This is a genomic window from Sporolactobacillus pectinivorans (assembly GCF_002802965.1).
Taxonomy (GTDB): domain Bacteria; phylum Bacillota; class Bacilli; order Bacillales; family Sporolactobacillaceae; genus Sporolactobacillus; species Sporolactobacillus pectinivorans.
On sequence record NZ_NXGA01000001.1, the window covers coordinates 142,415 to 163,041 of the forward strand.

Annotated in this window: 21 protein-coding genes and 1 pseudogene; 6 read left to right on the plus strand and 16 right to left on the minus strand. The window is 44.6% G+C overall.

Annotation, left to right across the window (positions count from 1 at the left end):
- Positions 1-74: 74 nt before the first annotated feature.
- On the plus strand, positions 75-767 hold the full coding sequence (locus tag COP04_RS00710; RefSeq protein ID WP_100486237.1) for a tyrosine-protein phosphatase: 693 nt from the start codon (positions 75-77) through the stop codon (positions 765-767).
- A 116-nt stretch (positions 768-883) separates the two neighbouring features.
- On the opposite strand, the gene COP04_RS00715 is transcribed toward COP04_RS00710, so the two are convergent.
- A complete protein-coding gene (locus tag COP04_RS00715; protein ID WP_204988002.1) occupies positions 884-1,141 on the minus strand; it encodes an RNA-guided endonuclease TnpB family protein in 258 nt (85 codons plus the stop codon).
- 451 nt (positions 1,142-1,592) lie between these two features.
- Here COP04_RS00715 and COP04_RS00720 point away from each other — a divergent pair, with 451 nt between their 5' ends.
- Entirely contained in the window at positions 1,593-2,348 is a 756-nt protein-coding gene (locus COP04_RS00720) for a class I SAM-dependent methyltransferase (RefSeq protein WP_100486239.1), read from the plus strand.
- A gap of 65 nt (positions 2,349-2,413) precedes the next feature.
- Here the strand turns inward: COP04_RS00720 and COP04_RS00725 are convergent.
- The 3 genes and pseudogenes from COP04_RS00725 to COP04_RS00735 form a co-directional block, all read right to left on the minus strand.
- Positions 2,414-2,630, minus strand: a pseudogene (locus COP04_RS00725) (helix-turn-helix transcriptional regulator).
- A 297-nt stretch (positions 2,631-2,927) separates the two neighbouring features.
- Positions 2,928-4,223, minus strand: coding sequence for an MFS transporter (locus tag COP04_RS00730; RefSeq protein ID WP_100486241.1), 1,296 nt, complete (start codon positions 4,221-4,223; stop codon positions 2,928-2,930).
- Between the two features lie 65 nt (positions 4,224-4,288).
- On the minus strand, positions 4,289-4,900 hold the full coding sequence (locus tag COP04_RS00735; protein ID WP_100486242.1) for an ArsR/SmtB family transcription factor: 612 nt from the start codon (positions 4,898-4,900) through the stop codon (positions 4,289-4,291).
- A gap of 913 nt (positions 4,901-5,813) precedes the next feature.
- On the opposite strand from COP04_RS00735, the gene COP04_RS00745 reads away from it, so the two are divergent.
- On the plus strand, positions 5,814-6,437 hold the full coding sequence (locus COP04_RS00745) for a nitroreductase family protein (RefSeq protein ID WP_157800107.1): 624 nt from the start codon (positions 5,814-5,816) through the stop codon (positions 6,435-6,437).
- Positions 6,438-6,718: 281 nt separating this feature from the next.
- Complete coding sequence (locus COP04_RS00750) at positions 6,719-7,405, plus strand: NAD(P)H-dependent oxidoreductase (protein ID WP_193437377.1); 687 nt, start codon at positions 6,719-6,721, stop codon at positions 7,403-7,405.
- Between the two features lie 181 nt (positions 7,406-7,586).
- On the opposite strand, the gene COP04_RS00755 is transcribed toward COP04_RS00750, so the two are convergent.
- From COP04_RS00755 to COP04_RS00775, 4 genes are all read right to left on the minus strand, one after another.
- Entirely contained in the window at positions 7,587-8,147 is a 561-nt protein-coding gene (locus COP04_RS00755) for a GNAT family N-acetyltransferase (protein WP_100486250.1), read from the minus strand.
- Between the two features lie 1,138 nt (positions 8,148-9,285).
- A complete protein-coding gene (locus tag COP04_RS00765) occupies positions 9,286-10,071 on the minus strand; it encodes a glucose-1-dehydrogenase (RefSeq protein WP_100486252.1) in 786 nt (261 codons plus the stop codon).
- Between the two features lie 152 nt (positions 10,072-10,223).
- Complete coding sequence (gene trpB / locus COP04_RS00770; protein WP_100486254.1) at positions 10,224-11,399, minus strand: tryptophan synthase subunit beta; 1,176 nt, start codon at positions 11,397-11,399, stop codon at positions 10,224-10,226.
- Positions 11,400-11,568: 169 nt separating this feature from the next.
- Entirely contained in the window at positions 11,569-12,132 is a 564-nt protein-coding gene (locus COP04_RS00775) for a GNAT family N-acetyltransferase (RefSeq protein WP_100486256.1), read from the minus strand.
- A 200-nt stretch (positions 12,133-12,332) separates the two neighbouring features.
- Here COP04_RS00775 and COP04_RS00780 point away from each other — a divergent pair, with 200 nt between their 5' ends.
- Entirely contained in the window at positions 12,333-12,653 is a 321-nt protein-coding gene (locus COP04_RS00780) for a heavy metal-binding domain-containing protein (protein WP_100486258.1), read from the plus strand.
- 290 nt (positions 12,654-12,943) lie between these two features.
- On the opposite strand, the gene COP04_RS00790 is transcribed toward COP04_RS00780, so the two are convergent.
- The 3 genes from COP04_RS00790 to COP04_RS00800 form a co-directional block, all read right to left on the minus strand.
- Positions 12,944-13,153 (minus strand): hypothetical protein, encoded by a 210-nt coding sequence (locus tag COP04_RS00790; protein WP_193437378.1) that lies wholly within the window; start codon positions 13,151-13,153, stop codon positions 12,944-12,946.
- Between the two features lie 60 nt (positions 13,154-13,213).
- Positions 13,214-13,807 (minus strand): DJ-1/PfpI family protein, encoded by a 594-nt coding sequence (locus tag COP04_RS00795; RefSeq protein ID WP_100486260.1) that lies wholly within the window; start codon positions 13,805-13,807, stop codon positions 13,214-13,216.
- Between the two features lie 209 nt (positions 13,808-14,016).
- On the minus strand, positions 14,017-14,394 hold the full coding sequence (locus tag COP04_RS00800) for a MerR family transcriptional regulator (protein WP_100486262.1): 378 nt from the start codon (positions 14,392-14,394) through the stop codon (positions 14,017-14,019).
- A 79-nt stretch (positions 14,395-14,473) separates the two neighbouring features.
- Between COP04_RS00800 and COP04_RS00805 the strand changes: the two genes are divergently transcribed.
- Positions 14,474-15,319, plus strand: coding sequence for an oxidoreductase (locus tag COP04_RS00805; RefSeq protein ID WP_204988003.1), 846 nt, complete (start codon positions 14,474-14,476; stop codon positions 15,317-15,319).
- A 349-nt stretch (positions 15,320-15,668) separates the two neighbouring features.
- On the opposite strand, the gene COP04_RS00810 is transcribed toward COP04_RS00805, so the two are convergent.
- The 5 genes from COP04_RS00810 to COP04_RS00830 form a co-directional block, all read right to left on the minus strand.
- Positions 15,669-16,190 carry a GNAT family N-acetyltransferase gene (locus tag COP04_RS00810; protein WP_162297064.1) on the minus strand — a complete coding sequence of 174 codons (522 nt, stop codon included), beginning with the start codon at positions 16,188-16,190 and terminating at the stop codon, positions 15,669-15,671.
- A gap of 124 nt (positions 16,191-16,314) precedes the next feature.
- Positions 16,315-16,872, minus strand: a complete 558-nt coding sequence (locus COP04_RS00815) for a sugar O-acetyltransferase (RefSeq protein WP_100486266.1) — start codon at positions 16,870-16,872, stop codon at positions 16,315-16,317.
- Positions 16,873-17,150: 278 nt separating this feature from the next.
- Entirely contained in the window at positions 17,151-17,780 is a 630-nt protein-coding gene (locus tag COP04_RS00820) for a DUF4811 domain-containing protein (protein ID WP_100486267.1), read from the minus strand.
- A 47-nt stretch (positions 17,781-17,827) separates the two neighbouring features.
- Entirely contained in the window at positions 17,828-19,303 is a 1,476-nt protein-coding gene (locus COP04_RS00825) for an MDR family MFS transporter (RefSeq protein WP_100486268.1), read from the minus strand.
- Between the two features lie 348 nt (positions 19,304-19,651).
- Complete coding sequence (locus COP04_RS00830; RefSeq protein ID WP_100486269.1) at positions 19,652-20,566, minus strand: ketopantoate reductase family protein; 915 nt, start codon at positions 20,564-20,566, stop codon at positions 19,652-19,654.
- Positions 20,567-20,627 lie beyond the last annotated feature (61 nt).

Consider the following 20,627-nt stretch of genomic DNA (forward strand, 5'->3'; position numbering starts at 1 on the left):
ATTCTTTTTCTGAGTCAGGATATAATTATGAATGAAGAACAACCACCCATTTTAATGCAATCAAGGTGAAATAGATGTTTTTAAGACGCGTTCCACTTTCTTCTACGCTGAATACCCGGGACCTTGGCGGTTACCCGACGGCGGATGGCAAAGTAACAAAATTCGGCCGGATAATCCGCAGCGGTGCGCCATTAATCTTGAACAAGGGCGACATTGCCCTTCTAAAATCATTGGGCGTGACCGCCGCCATTGATTTCCGCTCGAACACGGAAATTGCAAAGAAACCAAGTGCCTTCGAACAGTCCGCTGACTTTGACTATTTTCACTGTCCGTTTCTGATCGGCAATAAAGACCCTGGTTCAAAAGATGAGGTTCCATCGCTATACGCCAGGATCATATCGGATTTTTCAGCCATAGGACAGATTATGCGGATCATTGCCGAACAGAAGGGAGCCGTCCTGATTCATTGCGCTGCCGGAAAAGATCGGACCGGCGTGGTTTCCGCCTTGCTCTTGCTCACTGCCGGGGTAGGAATCGACGATATTCTTGCCGATTATCAGGTCTCCTACACATACTTACGTTTAGAGATCAGAGAAAGGATGAAACGGGACACGAGACTGCCGTCCTATTTCGGTCGCTCCGACATGGAATATATGGAAAAAACGTTGGAGCAATTCTCCAGTACATATGGCAATGTGCAGAAATATCTTCAAACGGTTGGACTGACTCAAGACGAAGTGCGTGGATTAAAGAATAAGCTTCTGTGAACTACTCGGCTATGAATAGCCGAGCTTCTGGGAACACAGCTCACTTGCTTCGAGAATGCTGAAGTAGCGGCCACTGCTTTTTACCAAGGCTCGTCCCGAACCCGCAGGCTCACGGCTTAACGACCAAAAGCGAGCTGCTTGATATTGATCGCTGTGTTGACGTCCCGGTCGTGGTGCGTGCCGCATTGCGGGCACGTCCATTCCCGGATAGCTAGAGCTTTCTTTCCATCGTCATACCCGCATGTGGAGCAGAGCTGCGACGTTTTGTACGAATTGACAAGCACGAGCTCTTTGCCGTACCACGCACACTTATAGGTGAGCAACCGCCGGAGCTCGCCCCATGCCTGGTTGGCCCTTCGTAACCATGGGCTCACCTCCCTTCAGAAATAATCGCGGAACACACGTTCGCTTTATTACACAAGAAGGTACGGTGATCTTATCTCTATGGGGTTGCCCCAGACACGGATTCCTCTCGTCATTAAAATTGACGCGTTTTCTCCGCTGGCAACCCTTAAATAAAATCAACAAAAATGAGGCTGGGAAGTTCCACGACTTCCCGGTTCAGACTCCAAATGGATTTGAAAAGTCGTTTATAATATAAATAGGCCTTCAAGAGCGCGAGTAACAATCATTCGAATAAATGCACTTTTTGAGAGTCCTTCTCGTTTGCAAGGAATGTAATTTTATCATCTTCTCCAAGTGATAAACGGATGGTAACGACATTAGTTTTTTATCCGAAGATGGATCAAAAGTGCCTGACTTTCTTCAGATTGCGGTCTTTTCTGTCATGCTCAAACAAATAAATGCGAAGGTGGGGATCTTACATTGTCAAACACAGAAAAATTCAGCGGTAAAGCCGCCATCTATGCTCAATTCAGACCGAATTATCCTGAAGCACTGATCCGCGACTTGATCAATGAACACAATCTGGACAAGTCTTCGGTTATTGCTGATATTGGTTCCGGTACAGGTATCCTGACCAGGCAGCTTGTGGAACATGATTTAAGGGTAAAAGCTGTTGAACCTAATACGGATATGCGCCATGTCGCAGAATCCAGTCTAGGTACGAATCCATTATTCACATCAGTGGCAGGCATGGCTGAGCACACCACACTTCAAGATGGATCAGTCGATTTGATTACCGTCGCTCAGGCTTTTCATTGGTTCGATCCGGAGACATTTAAAGAAGAATGCAGACGCATTTTGAAAAAAGAGGGGCAGGTCGTTCTGGTCTGGAACAGCCGGATACCAGATGCTTCGCTCATTCAGGAAAGTGAAAAAATCTGTGAACAGTTCTGTCCCGATTTTGACGGCTTTTCAGGAGGGCTCGATCATGTTTCGTCCCGTTTCAAAACCTTCTTTCAGGATGGAAAGTATCAATGCAAAACATATGATCATCCACTCTACTACCATCTGGAGGAATTTATTGGGCGACACCTTTCAGCATCATACGCGCCTAAAGAGCCCGACTTAAATTATCTGCTATATATTGAAGCTTTGACCCGGCTTTTTCAAAAGTACAGTATAGATGACCTGATCACTTTTCCGAATATGACCCGCAGCTATAGCGGACAGGTTTGAAAAGTGGCTAACATTTCCGATTCTGCCACATTAGCCTGAAAAATTATAGAAAATGATGAGCTGTTCTAAAAAAAGAACAGCTCTTCACATTTTTTATCCAACGCGATACATAACACCAATGCCAATTTGGCCGACGGATTAAATTGTCCAGTTTCAATAGCGCTTATGGTTTGTCTTGAAACTCCGACAAGCTCCGCTAACCCTTGCTGAGATATATTTTTCTCAGCCCTGGCTACTTTTTAGTCCATTTTTTAAAATAAGTTTTTCATTGCCATTTTTCATATATCTTAAACCTCAAAAGCGAAATAAAGGACCAAGCATTCTATTATGACTAAAATAACCAATATTCCTGCTACCAGGTATCTTTTCACTCTGCTTTTTTTTGTATTTAAATATCGCTTTGCTGGATATGAATACCATCAGTATTGCTGCTATATCTGCATACGGCTTTCCAGGGAATTATCCTCAATTTGTTCTTCTCTTTCATCTGACTTTTCATATGGCTTATTTTCAAGGTATCTTCTTTTTTCAATTTCCTCACCTCTCACTCTAAGGATAGTCAAATTGCTATAATAATCGTCATTCAACTTTTATTCCGTTACATTCATCGTCTCTTGGCATCTCTGGAACAGACTCTTTCTGGAATCCATAATCATCCGGTCTGACCCTCCCCGGAGCAGGGAGCCTGCGCAAAACCGGAATAAGAAGGACGTATACTGAAACGAACAGAAATCCGCTGCCCGCGGTCATGAACACCCATCCGGCCCCCATAGCATGGCTCATTATTCCTCCGGCTAGAGAACCAATAGGCATGATGCATGTGGAAATGCTGACCATTACCGACATCGAACGGGCGAGTAGTCTTTGCGGAAGAAGATTTTGCATCAATGTATAGCCAATCACGTTGTTCAGCCCGAGCGGAATCATGCTTGCCGCAAAAAAGACAACTTTAAGCGGCGCAGATGGAGCAAATGCTGAAAGCTGCCAGAAACAAAAACCGAGAAAATAACTCCCGGCTAGCAGCCGGCCAATGGGGAAACGGTTGAATAACGGAGCAGCCAGAGCGCCGGCCAGGCTTCCAACCGCCGAACCTGCCAGCAGAAAACCGTAGCTTTCCGAACCGCCCAATGAGTCCGCATAAGCCGGAAGTATCGCGGTTAAAGCGCCAAGCGTAAAATTGGCCACGGCGCCCGTCACCATCACTTCCCCCAAAAGAGAGTGTAGAACAACTTGGAAACCCACTTTTAAATCAGAAAAATAGTTTCTAATCTGTTTCGTTGATGAGGGCTGACTCGCCTTTCGCTCGATGGGAAGATGCAACAGTTTAAAGAGACCCGCAGCAACAATAAAAGTGCCGATATCCGCCAGATAAAGGGACATGGCCCCTGTTACAGCAAGGATCGCACCGCCGACTGCGTTAAAGGCGGCATCAGAGCCTTGATAAGCCAATGACATCATTGAATTTGCCGCTATGCGGTCATCCCTCTCCAGAATATTGGGAATGAGTGCATTTTCGGCAGGAAATGAAAACTGATCCAGAAAAGAAACAATGGGCATAACAGCGAGTACCAGTCCGACAGAAAGTAAACCCGAATAATAGGCTATCGGGATCAGGCAAAGCAGTGACGCCTGTCCAAGCTGTGAAACCACGAGCAGTTTCTGTATCGGATATTTATCAACTAAAGGACCGACAAGAAACTGCAGCGCCTGAGGAAGCAGAATCAGAAAACCCGCCAGTCCCGAATAAAAAGCCGATCCACCCAGTTTATAAACAAGCCACATCGCACCGACATAATACATGCTGTCTCCGATATTGGTCATCAGGCGGGCTGAGATGAGGAGACGGAAATTCTTATTGAGAAATAGCGCTTTCATCTGAATCACTCCTTAAATATATTTACTCGGTAAAATAAATCTGACCGTTAATAAAAAAAAGAGCATCATTGCTCCTGATCAACGTGTTGCTTAAAAGCCCCCTGATCAACCTGAAAGCCGAATCCGGACAGAAAATATAGTTTTGCATCCGGCTGCTTCCCGTCCTGACTGCATCGGTTATTGTATTTATTAAACAGCTCCGCCGTTTCTTTAGCGAATGCCTGAAAGTGGCGATCGCTCATTGTAATTTCCCAATAGGTGGCAAGCGCACGCATGTTTCCCGGCACCTGCTCGCTGATTGAAAAAGCCTCATCCGGGGCAGTCAGTGCACGCATTCGCGTTCGGTCAATCATACTGAGCACAATCTGCCGATAGGTTTCGCTGACCTCCTGCTTCTGCGGAAGCAAGGAAACATCCGGCAGAAAGCCCTGAGCCACAGACTGATAAAATTTTTGTACGATCCCGTTGATTTCTTCTGTTCTAACCAGTTCAATCAAATGATTTTTTTCCAGTTCGTGCAAATGATAGTGAATACGTGCGCGTGACAGATTAAATCGTTCGGCCAGCTGCTGACCTGTGTACGGTCTTTCAATCAGCAATATCATAAGTTTTGCCCGAAACGGATCACTTAAAACTTTAAGCTGATTCAGATCCTTAATAATTAAGGTTTGTTTCATTTCACATCGCCTGTTATATTTTTTTATTCGGTTAAATTTATTTTACCGTCAATGATGATTCATTTCAATAATCTGCAGCAATTAAAATAACAGAAAATAGCTCAAGCGTTTGTACCTAACAATTTGAATACCATATTATTAAGTAAGTTGCAAAGAATACAAAAAGCTGTTTTAAGATTATGTAGACACGATTTGATAACCATTTTCCGCTTTCAAATGGTTGTCTCTCTTTTAAGGGGTCTGATTACAGTGCGCCGAATAAATTTTTTGAAACTTAATGTACTTAGCTGCTTATATGGTGCTCTTCTGGCCATCATTACTTTGTTACTGCTTAGACCTTCCCAAACAGCCGGTATGCTACACATTCATTTAGATTCCGTGTCTCAATATTTCTTTATCCTATCCGCCCTCGCCGCTGCCGTCTATTACCTCTTTATGAAAAGCGTCTCAAATGACCGTCCCACCGACTGGAAGTCCACCCTTTGGTTTTCTATCAGGCTGCTTCTTTGGTTCCCATACTGGGTGGTCTTTGTAATCCTTGGCTTTTTTCTAGCCTGAGATGAACTGATTTCGCGTTGTCAGCCTGCCATTTGTCTGACTGACAGAACAGATTGTGAAAGCAGGAATTTATGATGTTTCTCATGGGAACACTGTCATTAATCGCAGGTGTTTCTGAATTTTATAAAAAATAAGGTTGAATAGCCCTCTATCCATCCTGGCTTCGGTTTTTGCCTTTTTCGTTTTAATCGATAATTTATTGCTTTAGATAACGTGCTGAACAAAAATTCAAAACAGGTTGAAAGGATTCTTGTTTTTTTGTGGTGGCTGCCCTTCGATCATTGATTTGCTATATAATAATGTTAGAACATTTATGTAAGCGCTTTTTATATCTCAAAGAAAAGAGATGCTTAAAATGGATGAGGATCTGATCCGTTTGATTACCGGAAGAAAGTCGATCAGAAAGTTTGATCCAGAACAAAAAATCAGTCATGACGAGCTGTCTCGGATTCTGCAGGAATCGTGCCGGGCTCCGTCTGCCATGAACCTGCAACCGTGGCGCTTTTTGGTAATCCAAAGTAAGGAAGGAAAAGACAAACTCCGGCCGCTGTTTTATAATAACCCGCAACTTCTGGATTCCTGTTCCGCAATGATCGCCATACTCGGGGACCTACGTGCATCGGATTACAAAGATCACATCTACAATCGGGCAGTCGCCGAGGGAACTATGTCTGAGGAAGAACGTGATAAAGAGGTTAAACTCATTTCAGAACTTTATGACGGCATGCCGCACGATGCACATTTGACGGATGTCTCATTTAACAGCGCCCTGGCAGCCATGCAGCTAATGCTGGTCGCGCGGGCCCATGGCTATGAAACATGCCCACTCGGCGGTTTTGACAAGAATCAATTTGATGCAACATTCGGTTATGATCCGGCACGCTACCTCCCATTGGTTCTGATTGCAGTCGGAAAACCTGCAGAAGAGGGTTTTAACACCGTGCGTCTTGATACAGATCAAATTGTGAAATGGGTTTAACGTGTTTTTTTTAAAGGATTAATCTCAGATGCACTCCCGCAAAATGAAAGGTTTGTCTATAAAATTTCTTTCAGTCGGCTTCTTATCCCTGTGCCAATTGGGTATGGAGCCATTTTATTTAATATTTCCCTGATCGGAGTCTATAATAAATTTTGTTGGCTGGAGCACGGTCTCTGATGCATGTTTTATTTTTCAACCTGTCACCAGGTTGGATACACCGCAGCTTAAAACCGTGATCTTCAGATACCGCATACAAATCACTCAGGGAAGAGGCTTTTATTATGCAGACTATTGATAAAGAGCAGGTCAAGGAACAGATTATAAAAGCTTTTCAGTTCAGGCACGCCTGTAAAAAGTTTGATTCGGCGAGGAAAATCAGTGACGAAGATTTTAACTTTATACTTGAAACAGGTCGCTTGTCGCCCAGTTCTTTCGGCTTGGAACCTTGGAAGTTTGTTGTTGTACAGAATAAAGATTTGCGCAAAAAGCTGGAAGGTCCGGCATGGGGCGCCGTTGAAAAGCTGAAAACCGCCAGCCATTTTGTTCTGATTCTCTCCAGAAAAGCAGATTCGCTGGCCGCTCATTCCGAGCACGTGCAGCATATGCTGAAAGATATTCAGAAACTACCTGATGATGTAGACAAAATGATGACTGACGCTATCGATAATTTTCAGAAATCAGATTTTGATCTGACCGGCAATGACCGTGTATTTTTCGAATGGGGATGCCGGCAGGATTACATCCCGCTGGCAAACATGATGACCGCCGCGGCGGAAATCGGAATCGATTCCTGTCCGATGGAAGGTTTCGACAAGCAGAAAGTAGAGCAGGTGCTGAAAGACGAGGGTGTCATTAAAGGCGACACATACGGTATTGCCTCCATGGCCGCTTTTGGTTATCGCGCCGAAGAACCGCATCATGCGAAAACAAGGCAGCCCTTGAATGACGTTGTTGAGTGGATCAACTAAAGACAGCATGAAAATCTTAAAGCCAGTTTGACCAATCGCTTCTTTGATTGATCGAACTGGTTTTTTATTCCGAAAGACCTTGGTGAACGCTTCTTTTTTACCGTACGGCCCTACGTTGAACCGGTCCGGCACCGGCAGCGGTTCACTTATTTGAGCAAAATAACTTTGAACAGACAGTCCTTCATTTGTATTCAATCTTTTTGGTTTCCCACTCACCCGCCAACATTCCATATACCACATGATCGACATAGTGGCTATAGAGCCATTCAGCCTGCCGGATGCATCCTTCGTTAACAAAGCCGAGCCGTTCTGGAATATTTCTGCTTCTCCTGTTTGCGGAAGCTGCCCGGATCTCAACCTTGTTCAAGTTCAGTTCGTGAAAGGCATAATCAGTCAGCGCCTTGACCGCTTTAGTCATAATGCCTTTGCCTTGGAATTTCTCGCCAAGCCAATAGCCGATATACGCCGTTTTGTTTGACCAATTGATACTATTGTATCCGGCAGTCCCGGCAATTTCCTCGTGGTACAGAATAACTGTCGTCAGATTCCGGTGTTCAGCATAACCCTCCATGGTCCCCTGGAGGAATGCGCGTATATCTTCTGCGCTTGAGGTGCCGTCCACCCAGGCCATCCATGTTCTTAAATGAGTTCTCGATTGATCAACCAGTTCGAAAATCTGCTCTGCGTCCTTTAAATCGATTAGTCTTAATGAAATGGCTTCATCGACTTTATATAAGAACATCTGCGCGCTCCTCGTTGTGTCATTATATTGCAGTATATGATTTTTCCTCTTGATTTTGTTCATTCCGTTGCCTTTGATTTGTTTGGAAGGAACAATTTTTTGACTGCCCGTTTACGCGTAAAATAGTAGATAGAGAGGGTGAAAAGGGTGGACATTTGACTTACGGGTAAAAGGACGGCCGCCCGAGACGCTGATTCATCTCGGCAATAAATAACCGAATTTTCTTCCGTTGGCGACCTGTATAAAATCAGCCGTCCAGAAACTGTTTCTGCAATAAATAATCCCCACCCTTCAATGTTCAGGCGGGGATTATTGTCCGTGTATTTTGCTGTTCAGCTCGAGCCGCTTTTTAAATAAATTATTGATAATCAAGCAATTCCTCCTGACTCTACTGCAAATAACCTGCCAGACGGTCGAATTGTGAAGTGAATCCCTTATAACGCCCGTCCCTAATACCTGCTGAAGTGCTTCATCCGACATGAAACGGGATCGTACCATCACCCGCTTATTATTTTCTTCATCGGGCAGCTTCATCGTTACAAGTATCTGAGGCATTCCATCAACCGGGCGGCCGTCCTCATCTGCAAACATATCGATGTGAACAATTTTTTATGGTTCCTTAATTTCGTGATAGACTTGCTTAACCCGGGACTCCTGGCCATAAAAACCTCCTTGTCTTCCATCCGTGCAGTGCATGCAGTAATGCCAGATGCCATCCGGCCTAAGCTCAAATTTTCGGCTGTCTGTCAGTCATCCTTCCGGGCCCCGCCATTCTGCCAGATGCTCCTGCCTGGAAAAAGCCCCGAATACCATGTCCCTCGGCGCTTCAAAGACACGCTCCATAAGGAGGTCCTGTCCCTTCAACTTTCGTTCTCATACGACTCGCCATCATCCATCCACATACCCCCATCGGGATAACATTTTTGTTGATTCCCGTCCGAATGGTTCATCCGGTACGAAGCGGGAGCTGAACAGCAATGATTGATCACGTGACGGATTTATCGATGCGTCTGTCATCTGACGTACCATATCGGAAAATTTTAAAACCCGTCACATGATTTATATACCCGGATCAGGAAAAGATAAACACATAAAATGTGTTTCCAAAATTAAACTTTTTTGCTTACTGCATCAAACTTCATCCCTGCCCTTCCTCAAATTCGGGATACAGCGACATACCGCCATCAACGAAAATCGTCGCTCCGGTCACATAGCCGGATTCACCCGACGCCAGCCAAGCGGCAACTGCTGCCACTTCTTCCGGTTTACCGATATAATCAATCGGAATAAGATCCAGGGTACTTTGTTTTTGGTTCGGGTCTGAAAATTTTTCCGCGTTAATCGGTGTATTAATGGCTCCCGGTGCAATACCATTCACCCGAATCCCGTTTTTTGCATATTCAAGTGCAATGGTCTCACTAAACAGACGAACTCCGCCCTTGCTTGCCGCATAATGGGCGAAAGTCGGCCACGGGATCCTTTGATGCACGGACGACATGTTAATGATGTTCCCTTTCTTTCTCTGGTTTAAAAAATATTTGATGGCTGTCCTCGACCCAAGAAAAACACCGGTCAGATTCACATTAATAATCCTGTTCCAGTCTTCAAGACTCAATTTATGTGTAGGCGACTGTTTTTCTATACCGGCATTATTAATCCAAACATCCAGAGTATCGAAGTGTTCGATGGCTGCATTGAGCAGCGCACGCGCCCCTTTTTCCGTCCCAACATCCGCCCGAATGGCTACCGCATTTCCGCCCGCTTTTCTCAAACTTTCGGCCGTCTCTTCGGCACCGCAGCGATCGTGATTATAGTTAATAACTACCGACATTTTTTCTTCTGACAGGCGCCTGGCAATCGCATTTCCGATCCCTTTTGATCCGCCGGTAACAACGGCTACTTTCCCTGATAAATCCGGATACATCGTTTTCCCTCCAAAAAATATTTCTTTAACTATTTTGGGAAAATTATCCGGAATTTAATCATTCTCCTCTTTTTAGAGAAAAAACAAAAAATCCATATTTCCCCGAAGGAAAATACAGATTTATGTTAATGGTTGATAAGTTAAATGGTGATTCATTTATTTTTCAGCATCTCAAAGACCTGCCGAACATCCTTGTCGCCTCTGCCTGAAAGGTTAACGATAATGCTTTCGTCTTTTGGCAGGGTTGGCGCAAGTTTCATCGCATAGGCGACGGCGTGGGAACTTTCCAGTGCTGGAATAATTCCTTCCACTTTGGAAAGCGTCTGGAACGCTTCCAAGGCCTCCTGCCCGGTCACCGTCACGTTCTCTTCGCGTCCGATCGCTTTCAAATAGCTGTGTTCCGGACCAACGCCCGGATAATCAAGACCGGCGGCAATAGAATAAGTTGGTTTCGGAATGCCGTGTTCATCTACCAGCGCATAACATTTGAACCCATGAATAATTGCCGGAACTCCTTCAGCCAGGCTGGCTGCCTCTGCCGGTTCCACACCGATCAGGCGGACACCTTTTTCATCAATATAGTGGGCAAATGCGCCGATCGCGTTGCTTCCGCCACCAACACAGGCGAGCACAGCGGCCGGAAGCTTGCCTTCTTTTTCAAGAATCTGGCGCTTAGACTCCTCACTGATGACCGACTGAAAATATTTGACCATTGACGGATACGGATGCGGACCTACTGCCGATCCAAGCAAATAATACGTATTCTCATGATTTTGAACCAGATCCTGCAATGCAACGTCCACCGCATCTTTTAAACGGCCCTGGCCCTTTTCCACCGGAACAACCTTTGCGCCGAGCAGCTCCATGCGGAAAACATTTAGTGACTGGCGTTCCGTATCGTATTTCCCCATGTAAATCGTGCAGGGAAACCCGAACAGTGCAGCAACTGTCGCTGTCGCGACACCGTGCTGTCCGGCCCCTGTCTCAGCAATAATCCGCTTGGCACCCATCCTTTTTGCTAAAAGAATCTGGCCGATGGTGTTGTTAATCTTGTGGGCCCCTGTATGGTTCAGATCTTCCCTTTTCAGATAGATTCTGGCTCCCCCGCACCTTTCAGTCAGATTCTTTGCGAAAGTCAGCGGATTCTCACGCCCCACATATTCTTTCAGATAATAGTAAAATTCTTTTTGAAATTCAGGATCTTTCTTACATTTCTCAAATTCCCTGTCGATCTTGGACAGCACTTCCTGCAACGCTTCAGGAACGTAGCTGCCTCCGAAATCCCCAAACTTACCCTCTGCTGCCAAGGCACTGCTCTGACTGCTCATCTCAACTCAACTCCACTTGTTCTAAAGTACCACCCGGACTGAAAAACTCTTTCTTCCCAGCCGGGCAGCCTCACACACCAAAAAGCGTGTATTCATAGCTTCGCTTAAAAAAGAAACAAAGTCAATAGAATTTTCGCAAAAAATATGACATTAACAAAAGGGAGCAAATTTAACGATTCATATACTCCGTCGCAAGTGATTCCGCAGCTAAACCGTACACATTTTGAAAAATTTCTTTCCTGAACATTTTAAAATCTGTTTCTGTGATTTTATCCGGATAGGCCATAATCTTCAATGATACAGGTTGAGTGGATGTTCCCTGCATGTCTGGTTGAAAATAGCCAAAATTACTAACTGCAAATCCCAGGCGCTGGTAGAAGTGAACCCTTCGGACGGCGAGTTCCGTTACCGGTGTTTCCACCTCAAGAACGATTGGTTGATCTGTATGAGCCAGATAACTTTTCATCATTTTTGAACCAAGTCCAAGCCCTCTAATCCGTGGATCGGTAGCAAGATGTTCAATAAACCGGAACTTATCAAATTTCCATTCGGCAATAAACCCGCCGATGTTCAGATCGTGTTCTGAAATGACCAGTACTCTATAGTTCGGTTTTTCCAGCAGTTTTTTTGCCTGATTATATGAGCGAATCTCATTAGCCGGGAAAGACTGTTTCATGAGTTCATAGACGTCATCAAACGCTCTCAGACCAACTTGTTTTAAGTCTTTCTCCATAATTAACTCCTCAATTTTTGTGAAAAGGAATGTTTCCCCTTCTCATACATTGTACTTTAATGCTTTTCACATACGTTAACCTTTTTCTATATATTGCCAAATTTATTTTAAACTTCACGATAAAACTGTATAAGAATTCAACAATAAATGATAATATTTTCATATAATAAAAATTTTTAGTAAACAGGAGGCATTTCAAGATGCTCGTGGTGACAACAGAAAATATTACCGGTTATAAGGTCACAGAAGTTAAAGGTGAAGTTTTCGGACTGATTGTCAGAAGCCGGGGCCTGGGCGGAAACATTATGGCTGGTCTCAGAAGCCTGGCCGGCGGAGAAATACACGAATATACAAAAATGCTTGAAGACGCGCGCCAGCAGGCGATTGACCGTCTGATTTCAAATGCCGAATCTAAAGGTGCCAACGCTGTCGTCATGATGCGGTTCGATTCGAGTGAAATCGGACAAAACATGAGTGAAGTTCTGGCATTCGGCACCGCCGTCGTGATTGAAAAAGAATAATTAGCGTCTCAGTAAATCAATAACAAAGTGATAAAAGATGCCAGCTGCAGCAAATTGTGGATGGCATTTTTTGTGTGATACCGAGACGCGTGCTGTTCTGTTTTTACGGCAGAAACGGTGAACGCTCTATAGAATCGACCCTACTGAACTAAGCAAACATTTAATTGTTGTTTCCTTGAATGTCGTGAATATTCAGCGATACTGCCTAATCCCTTTTTCAAATGCCTGGGAGTCATTGTTCTCCAAGCCATGCAGCGCTTCCTGCAGAGCAAATGTTCCTCTGTAGAATTTTATCCGCTCAGAGATTTGCCTCCCATCAGGATATAAATCGATGCAATGATCAAAAAAATCCACGCTTTATATTTTGGAAATCTGAAAACCAGAGCTTTATTGACGATCAGCACATCATTATTCTGGCCGGTTGTGTTGCGCTCAGCACTGTTAATCTTCAGATCAGGATAAATTTGATGGATCCGGTCTATATATCTTTGTACCAGCATGTTTCCTCCATGGAATAAAAAAGATGTCCGGTGCCCTGCCAACGGTTGATCAAACGCTAATTAACACAGATCATACTCCATTCTTCTCGCTGTTTCCTGGACAACTTCTTGATCCAGCAGCTTGCCAACGATGTGAAATGCCATGTTGATACCGGCCGAAATGCCTCCGGAAGTAATGATATCTCCTTCATCAACAAATTTAACACCCTGCTGAACTTTGGTGCCGGGAAACTCTTCTTTCAGGCGTTTCAGGCTTGCCCAGTGGGTTGTACATTTTCTGTTTTCCAGAAGTCCCGCCTTAGCCAGCAGCAAAGCACCCGTGCACACTGACGTCATGAGCCGAACACTTTTCATTTCATTAGCAATCCACTGAATAACCCGCTCGTTATTGATTTCTCTGTTCCTTGCCCCCGCTCCGCCGGGAACGACGAGAATATCGAACTGCGGCGCATTTTCAAAACTGTAGTCCGGCTGCACCCTCAGTCCATTCCGCGCCGCAACCATCTCCCCTGTTTCGGAAACGGTCGTCACTTCGAAAGGCTTTTGTTCTTTTTTTGTTGAAGTGACTGAAAAAACTTCAAACGGACCTGCAAAGTCCAGTACCTCGACATCATCGAAAAGCAGGATGCCCACACGCCATTTCTGACTTCTCATTTAAACATCTCCTCACTGTCTTTAATGGATTCAAGCATACGATCAACATCGCAGAGTAATTTTTTTGCCAGACGAACAGCGTCTTACTTTTAGATTATGATCGATCTTTAATCTCTTTTTTCAACTGTTCAATCGTGGCATCATTCCCCTCTACGTAAATGTGTGTGCCTCATTGCTTTTTCCGCTGTCATCAAAATAACAGTTCTCTTTCAGCATTTCAGAGCTTCGCTTCTGGCAGACTCTTTTTCATAGGCAGCAATTTTTCGGTTTAAATGCTCAATGTTTTCCTCAAGCTTCTTTTTCTGGTCAAGCATAAATAAACGATGAGAATAGAGTATGTTCAATCTTTCATCTACCGTTTCATCACCCCGGTATCTCAGACAGGCATATTCTTTAATTTTTTTAATGGGCATGGCTGTTTCTTTAAGTTTAATAATAAAATTGATCCAGATCTGATCAGCCTCAGTGTAAACTCTGCGGTTATTCGTATCCCTCCCGGGGCAAATGATTCCTTCTTTTTCATAGTAACGCAGAGTGTCTATGCTTAATCCGGTTAATTCTGAAAAAGTACCAATTGAATAAGTCAAAGTGTAACCCTCTTTTCATTTGACATGGAGCATGCTCCAGCATTTATACTACATTATATCAACTCAGGGAGATGATACTGTGAAGAAAGTTTGGTTTATAACCGGAACTTCGACAGGGTTTGGACGGGCGCTTGCCAAGGAACTGATTGGCCAAGGCTACCCTGTTGCCATAACCGCAAGGCATCAGGATCAGATTGCCGAACTGGTGGAAGGCAACGAACAGGCCATTGCTCTGACTCTGGATGTAACAAAAAAAGATCAGGTCAAGCATGCGGTGAACCAGGCACTCGATAAATTCGGGCGCATAGATGTGTTGGTGAACAATGCCGGCTATGGTTATTTTGGCGCTGTTGAGGAAAGTGACGAAGAAGCCGTCCGTAAACTTTTCGAAACGAATTTCTGGGGCCTGAGCGATCTGACCCGAACGGTACTGCCAGCGATGCGTAAACAGCGCAGCGGCCATATTGTCAATGTTTCATCGATCGGCGGCCTGACTGCGTTTCCTACTTTCGGCTACTATCATGCGACAAAATTTGCCGTTGAAGGTCTGTCGCAGGCACTGGCGAAAGAAGTTGAACCACTCGGCATTCATGTCACACTCGTGGAGCCGGGCGCTTTCCGTACGGACTGGTCCGGCCGCTCCTCTGTAGACCGGACGAAAGTCATTGACGACTATCTCGAAACAGCCGGGAAACGCCTGCAAAGTTCCCATGCAAACTCCGGAAAGCAGCCTGGCAGCCCTGAACTTGCTGCCAAAGCAATCATCAAGGCTGTGGAATCCGAACACAGTCCCATCCACCTGCTGCTCGGCAAAGATGCCGTTAAAAATGCCCGGATTCAGCTGGAAAATGTAACAAAAGATCTGGAAACATGGGAAAATGTCTCGACGCATGTGGACTACGGGGATGAAGGTTTCTGGAATTAAGCTTAGTGATTAAACACTTGCCGTAAACCATCTAAACTTTCAATTTCGCAAAGGTTTTCCGCCCATGTTTGCTCAAAAGGAACTTCTCACATCTGTCCGGTCAAAAGTTCCTTTTCGTTCAATCTTTTCCTGGATTATCCTAAGATGCTGTGAAACAGCTCAGTCACAATGACGGGACGACTAACCAAACTTTTATTCAATCAGGATCCTCAAAACAGACAGCATAACAGTCCTTCCTACCTGCAAAAGGATAACGTTCTGGATAAAAAATTGTTATACCACGGTCTCTCATAAAGGGATGCTGACCTGAGGTTCTCAATCAGCATCCTTTTTTGAGGTGGTCAAATAATCACAGAAATTGCTCATAACCATAACGCAAACCTTCCATGTACACATTTCCAGTCCTTTTGAATCCAACTTTGGCTAGAACATGCTGCATGATCAGATTTTCAGGATGCGTATCAACTCTTACACTTTTAACTGATGGATAGTTAGAACGCAAATAAACAAACACCGTTTCAAACAAACGTTGGACGACGCGCTGACCACGGAATTGATTACTAACAGCCACACGATGAATGGCGTAATACGGGCTTTGCTGATTGAGCCATTCTCCATCTTCGATCACCTTATAGTGGGCATCCGGGCCAGCGAGCAAAGCCGCATATGCCGCCACTTCACCATCCAATTTGAAAACAAATAAATTCTGATGGCGGATGTCTTGTTTGAAATCACTCATATCTGGATACCCGTTTTGCCACTGATCAACGCCTTGAGCTTTCAGAAAAGCTTTTGCCTGATCCGTAATTGTCATGATGGCTGGTAAATCATGCTTCGTCGCAAGAATAAAATCACTTTTCTGATCTGTCATAATTTTCTCCATTCTATAAAAGATTAGATACATCATTTTTGCGTTGATTTAAAGATAGCTATTATCGACGACGATTTCTGAATACATGTTTATCCATGTCAAATTCTTAATATGGTCCAATACGTCATTCAATGTGTTTAATGATTTTCGCCGGATTACCTGCAACAACCACGGCATCAGGCACGTCCCTGGTTACAACTGAACCGGAGCCGATAACGACATTATTGCCAATGTTGACTCCCGGGTTGATGACTGTTCTCCCGCCAATCCAGACATGATCACCGATCGTCACCGGTTTACCATACTCCGCCCCCGATATCCGTTCGGCTGAGTTCAGCGGATGCGTTGCCGTATAAATATGGACGCCCGGAGCAATAAAGCAGTTGTCTCCAATTTCCACTTTGCACACATCTAAAATGACACAGTCAAAATTCGCATAGAAATTTTCGCCGACATGTATATTAGTTCCGTAGTCACACCGAAACGTCGGCTCAATATACAGACTTTTTCCTGTCGAACCGAAAAGCTCTTTCAGGAGATCCGCACGCTTATCCATTTCAGTTTCCAGCGTTTGATTAAACAGTCTAGTCAATCGCCGTGCTTTCCTGCGTTCTTCCACCAGTACCGGATCATTCGCATGATAAAGTTCTCCATCAAGCATTTTTTCTTTTTCTGTTTTCATGGCACAGTTTCTCCCTCCAAGATTAATAATTCTATTATAATGAAATCTAATAGAAGATCGTAACTCTTCATAAACAATTGAAACCTGAATCAATGAATACAGCTAAAATATTTTTATTCCAAAAGCCTCTGAAGACCGATTTATTTGCAGGAAGACCGATTTTTTTAGCTTGGCAAATCCCAACATCGTTTCCTCCGAATTTTGGCACTGTTATTAAAAACACCAGAGGCGTATCGCGCCATCCGGTGTCCATTAGCTTTAGAAAATAAAGATTTTAATTATTTTTTGCCGCTCTTTATCGCGCCTCGTGCTTTAGCCGCCTTTATCATCATTTCCTGCTTGATTTTCATTTCTTTCATTAAGTTCTGGACTTGTTTGGGAGTCAGTATCTGATGTTTCTCCGGGAGGTAGAAAACATTCCGCGTTGACACTTTCACGTTATTGTCTCCACTGAAGGCAAAGAGCGTATGATAGAACCCGTTTTTAAAAACACGCTTTTTTTCCTGAATCAGAAGATATGGGGACCGGCCGGTCGCTTTAAACTGGTTACTGTCCGTGATCCCGGTATGTTTCATGTTCGGTTTCCCCTGTTTGTTGACATTGTAGATATACAGCGGATCACGCCCGACATTCTGGCAAAGAAGAAGGAACGGAATTGCGGCAGACTGCTTCGGATTAGATCCTGCTGCCGAATAGATATTGACTTTTTTCGTGTATACAGTATCTTTCATCCCGTAATTACTGTGCTCATTAAGGATCATCAGCGTCTCACTGCCAAGAAAAAGGATCAGCGACAGAGCAACGAGTAGCCCATTGATAAACTTATGCTGTGAAAACCACTTTGTGCCGCTTGTTAAAATAAATGTCACAAACAAAGCAGCGCCTATGATTAAAGTAACAAGAATCATTTTTTCACTTCCTGATTTTAAGAAATTACCTCAGACAGGGGCCGTTGTTAATCTGCAGCCTTGCTGCCTTCCGCATGAATTTTTTTCCCTTTGACAAAGAAAGTAAGCAGCAAGGTTAGCAGACAGAAGCAGACGGCCACAAAAAAAGTCGCGGTCATACCGTTCAAAGTTGCATTCACGGCTTTGGTCCCGTATTGTGCGGGGTCAAGCGACATCAGGCTCTTCTTGGGCATACCATGCTTGGTTACATTAGTCAGGACGCTAATAAGAATGGCAGTCCCGATTGAGCCGGCGACGGTGCGGATTGTGTTGTTAACCGCCGTGCCATGACTCATCAAGCTGTTAGGCAGCGCGTTCATGCCTGCTGTAGTCATCGGCATCATGACCATAGATATACCGAGAAAGCGGATCGCGTATGTAATGACGATGCTCGCAATGCTGGTATGGATGGTTAAGAACATGAATGGAACCGTTCCCGCAGTCAAGATGAATATACCTGTTATGGCCAGTTTCCGTGCGCCAATCCGGTCAAAGATAATCCCGGTAACAGGGCTCATCAGCCCCATCATAATCGCGCCGGGAAGAAGCATGAGTCCGGAATGAAAAGCACTTTCGCCGCGCACATTTTGAATATAAAGCGGAAGCACGAGCTCAGCGCCGATCATTGCCATCATGACAAAGCTGCTGATTGCGACGGACAAACTGAAAATCGGCGATTTAAATACTTTCAGTTCCAGCATCGGTTCTTTCATAGCAAGCTGCCGCCAGATAAACAGAGCAACAAAAATCACCCCAATAATCAACCAGGAAATGACCGTTACGCTCGCCCAGCCATCGTTTCCGACTTCGCTGAATCCGTAAAGCAATCCGCCGAATCCAGCCGTTGACAAGACAATCGAAAGAAAATCAATGCTCGGATAAGTCAGAGGCACAACTTTTCTCATCGCTACAAAAGCGAGAATAATGACAATCACTGTAATCGGAATAATCATGTAAAAGAGGACGCGCCAGTTATAGCTGTCAACAATCCAGCCGGAAAGCGTCGGCCCTATGGCCGGTGCGAAGGCTATGACCAGCCCCGCAAGCCCCATGGCTATCCCTCTTTTTTCCTTAGGGAATATCAGCAGGAAAATCGTCTGCATCAGTGGCATCATAATGCCTGCCCCCGCGGCCTGGACAATGCGCCCGGTGAGCAGGAGGGGAAAATTCGGAGCGATAGCAGCCATAACTGTGCCAATTAGAAAAATCACCATCGAGGCAATATATAACGTCTTCGAGCTGATTTTGTTTATCATCAGGGCAGTGACCGGAATCATAATGCCGTTCATCAGCAAGAAAGCGGTGGTCAGCCACTGCCCGGTTGCCGCAGTAATATTAAAATCCTTCATAATGTCAGGAAGCGCGGTAGCAAGCAGTGTCTGATTCAATATGGTACAAAAAGCGCCAACCAGAAGCACAATAATCAGAAACGTCCGGTTATACGCTTTACCGTCGATATCAACGGGTTGCGTCGTTGCATTCATTTACTAATCTCCTTCAAATAAAAATGATCTTACCTTTAAAAAACTGCCAATTGAAAAACCTTTTCACACTGGCAATGGTTCATACTAAACCCGTTTTATGAACACATTATGAACGAAAAAAAGTATCGGTTCTGCCACTTGTCTGCTTATTGTATCCAACCTGTATGATTTTAAAGAAGACCTAGCTCAGGATAAATCTTAGTAGTGGGTGCGGTGATTTCGATGTTGCGCACAAGACCATGCGCATTTTTTGTCGAAGATCTATTGACTTATTTGCCTTAGGCGAAGACCTTTCCCTGTTCGGCCACTACAATCCGCCAAAGTTTTATTCATTATTAGTCTAAGAAATCAGTACGCAGCCTCAATTTCCTTAATTCTGTGATAAAGAAAGTCATTAACCGGGGTTTCGATTCCATGCTTCTTGCCCAGTGCAATAATCGTTCCCGCAAACAGTTCCACTTCCGTCTTCCGGTGCGCTTTTGTATCCTGGCGCATTGATGGCATGCCATCCGGATTGAGCTTTGCGTTAATCTCCAGCCAATGATCGATTTCATCCTCAGTCAGCCGGACACCTTCTTTCTCCGCTACTTGCACAACTTCATGCATCGCAGCAATCATCGTGTCCCTTGGTTTTCCTGTCTTCTGCACCCCGCCGTAATTGGTTTCAAATACCGCAACAGACTGATTGACACCGGTATTGAGCATCAGTTTGCTCCACATATGATGCAGAATATCATCGGGAATGTCATAAGGAATCTCTGCAGCATCAAAAAGATGGGCTAGTGCTTTCACTTTTTCACTTTCCCTGTTGCCCGCCTCCCCGATGCTTAGCCAGCCCATATTTTCATAAGTCAGCCGATTATCTTGTTTGACGGCATCCATTCCCTGAGCGATGCAATAAAGTACTTTATCCGTTCCAAAAGCTTCTCCGATTTTCTTTTCACTGGAGATGCCATTAAGCAGAGAAATGATTATGGTGTGCTTACCCACCTGGTTTTTTGCACTTTCAATAGCACTCTCCAGGCCACCGTACTTTACTGAAAAAATGAGCAGATCTGCAGGTTCGCCAATCTGGTCTTTATCTGCATACTGAAAATCGCATTTTTCCCCATTGGCATAGACGCCCTCTGCCCGGTAGCGTTCAATACGCTTTTTATCGGCAACGATCTTCACGGACTCTTTACCGATCCGATCTGTCAGGTGTTTGCCATACATGATGCCCAGCGCACCCAGGCCAATAATTGAAACAGTTTGTATTTCCATGATGTCCTCCTAAAGTTGGTCTGTTCGCTTCAGCCAGCCCCGTCGAACCGAGCCGAATCAG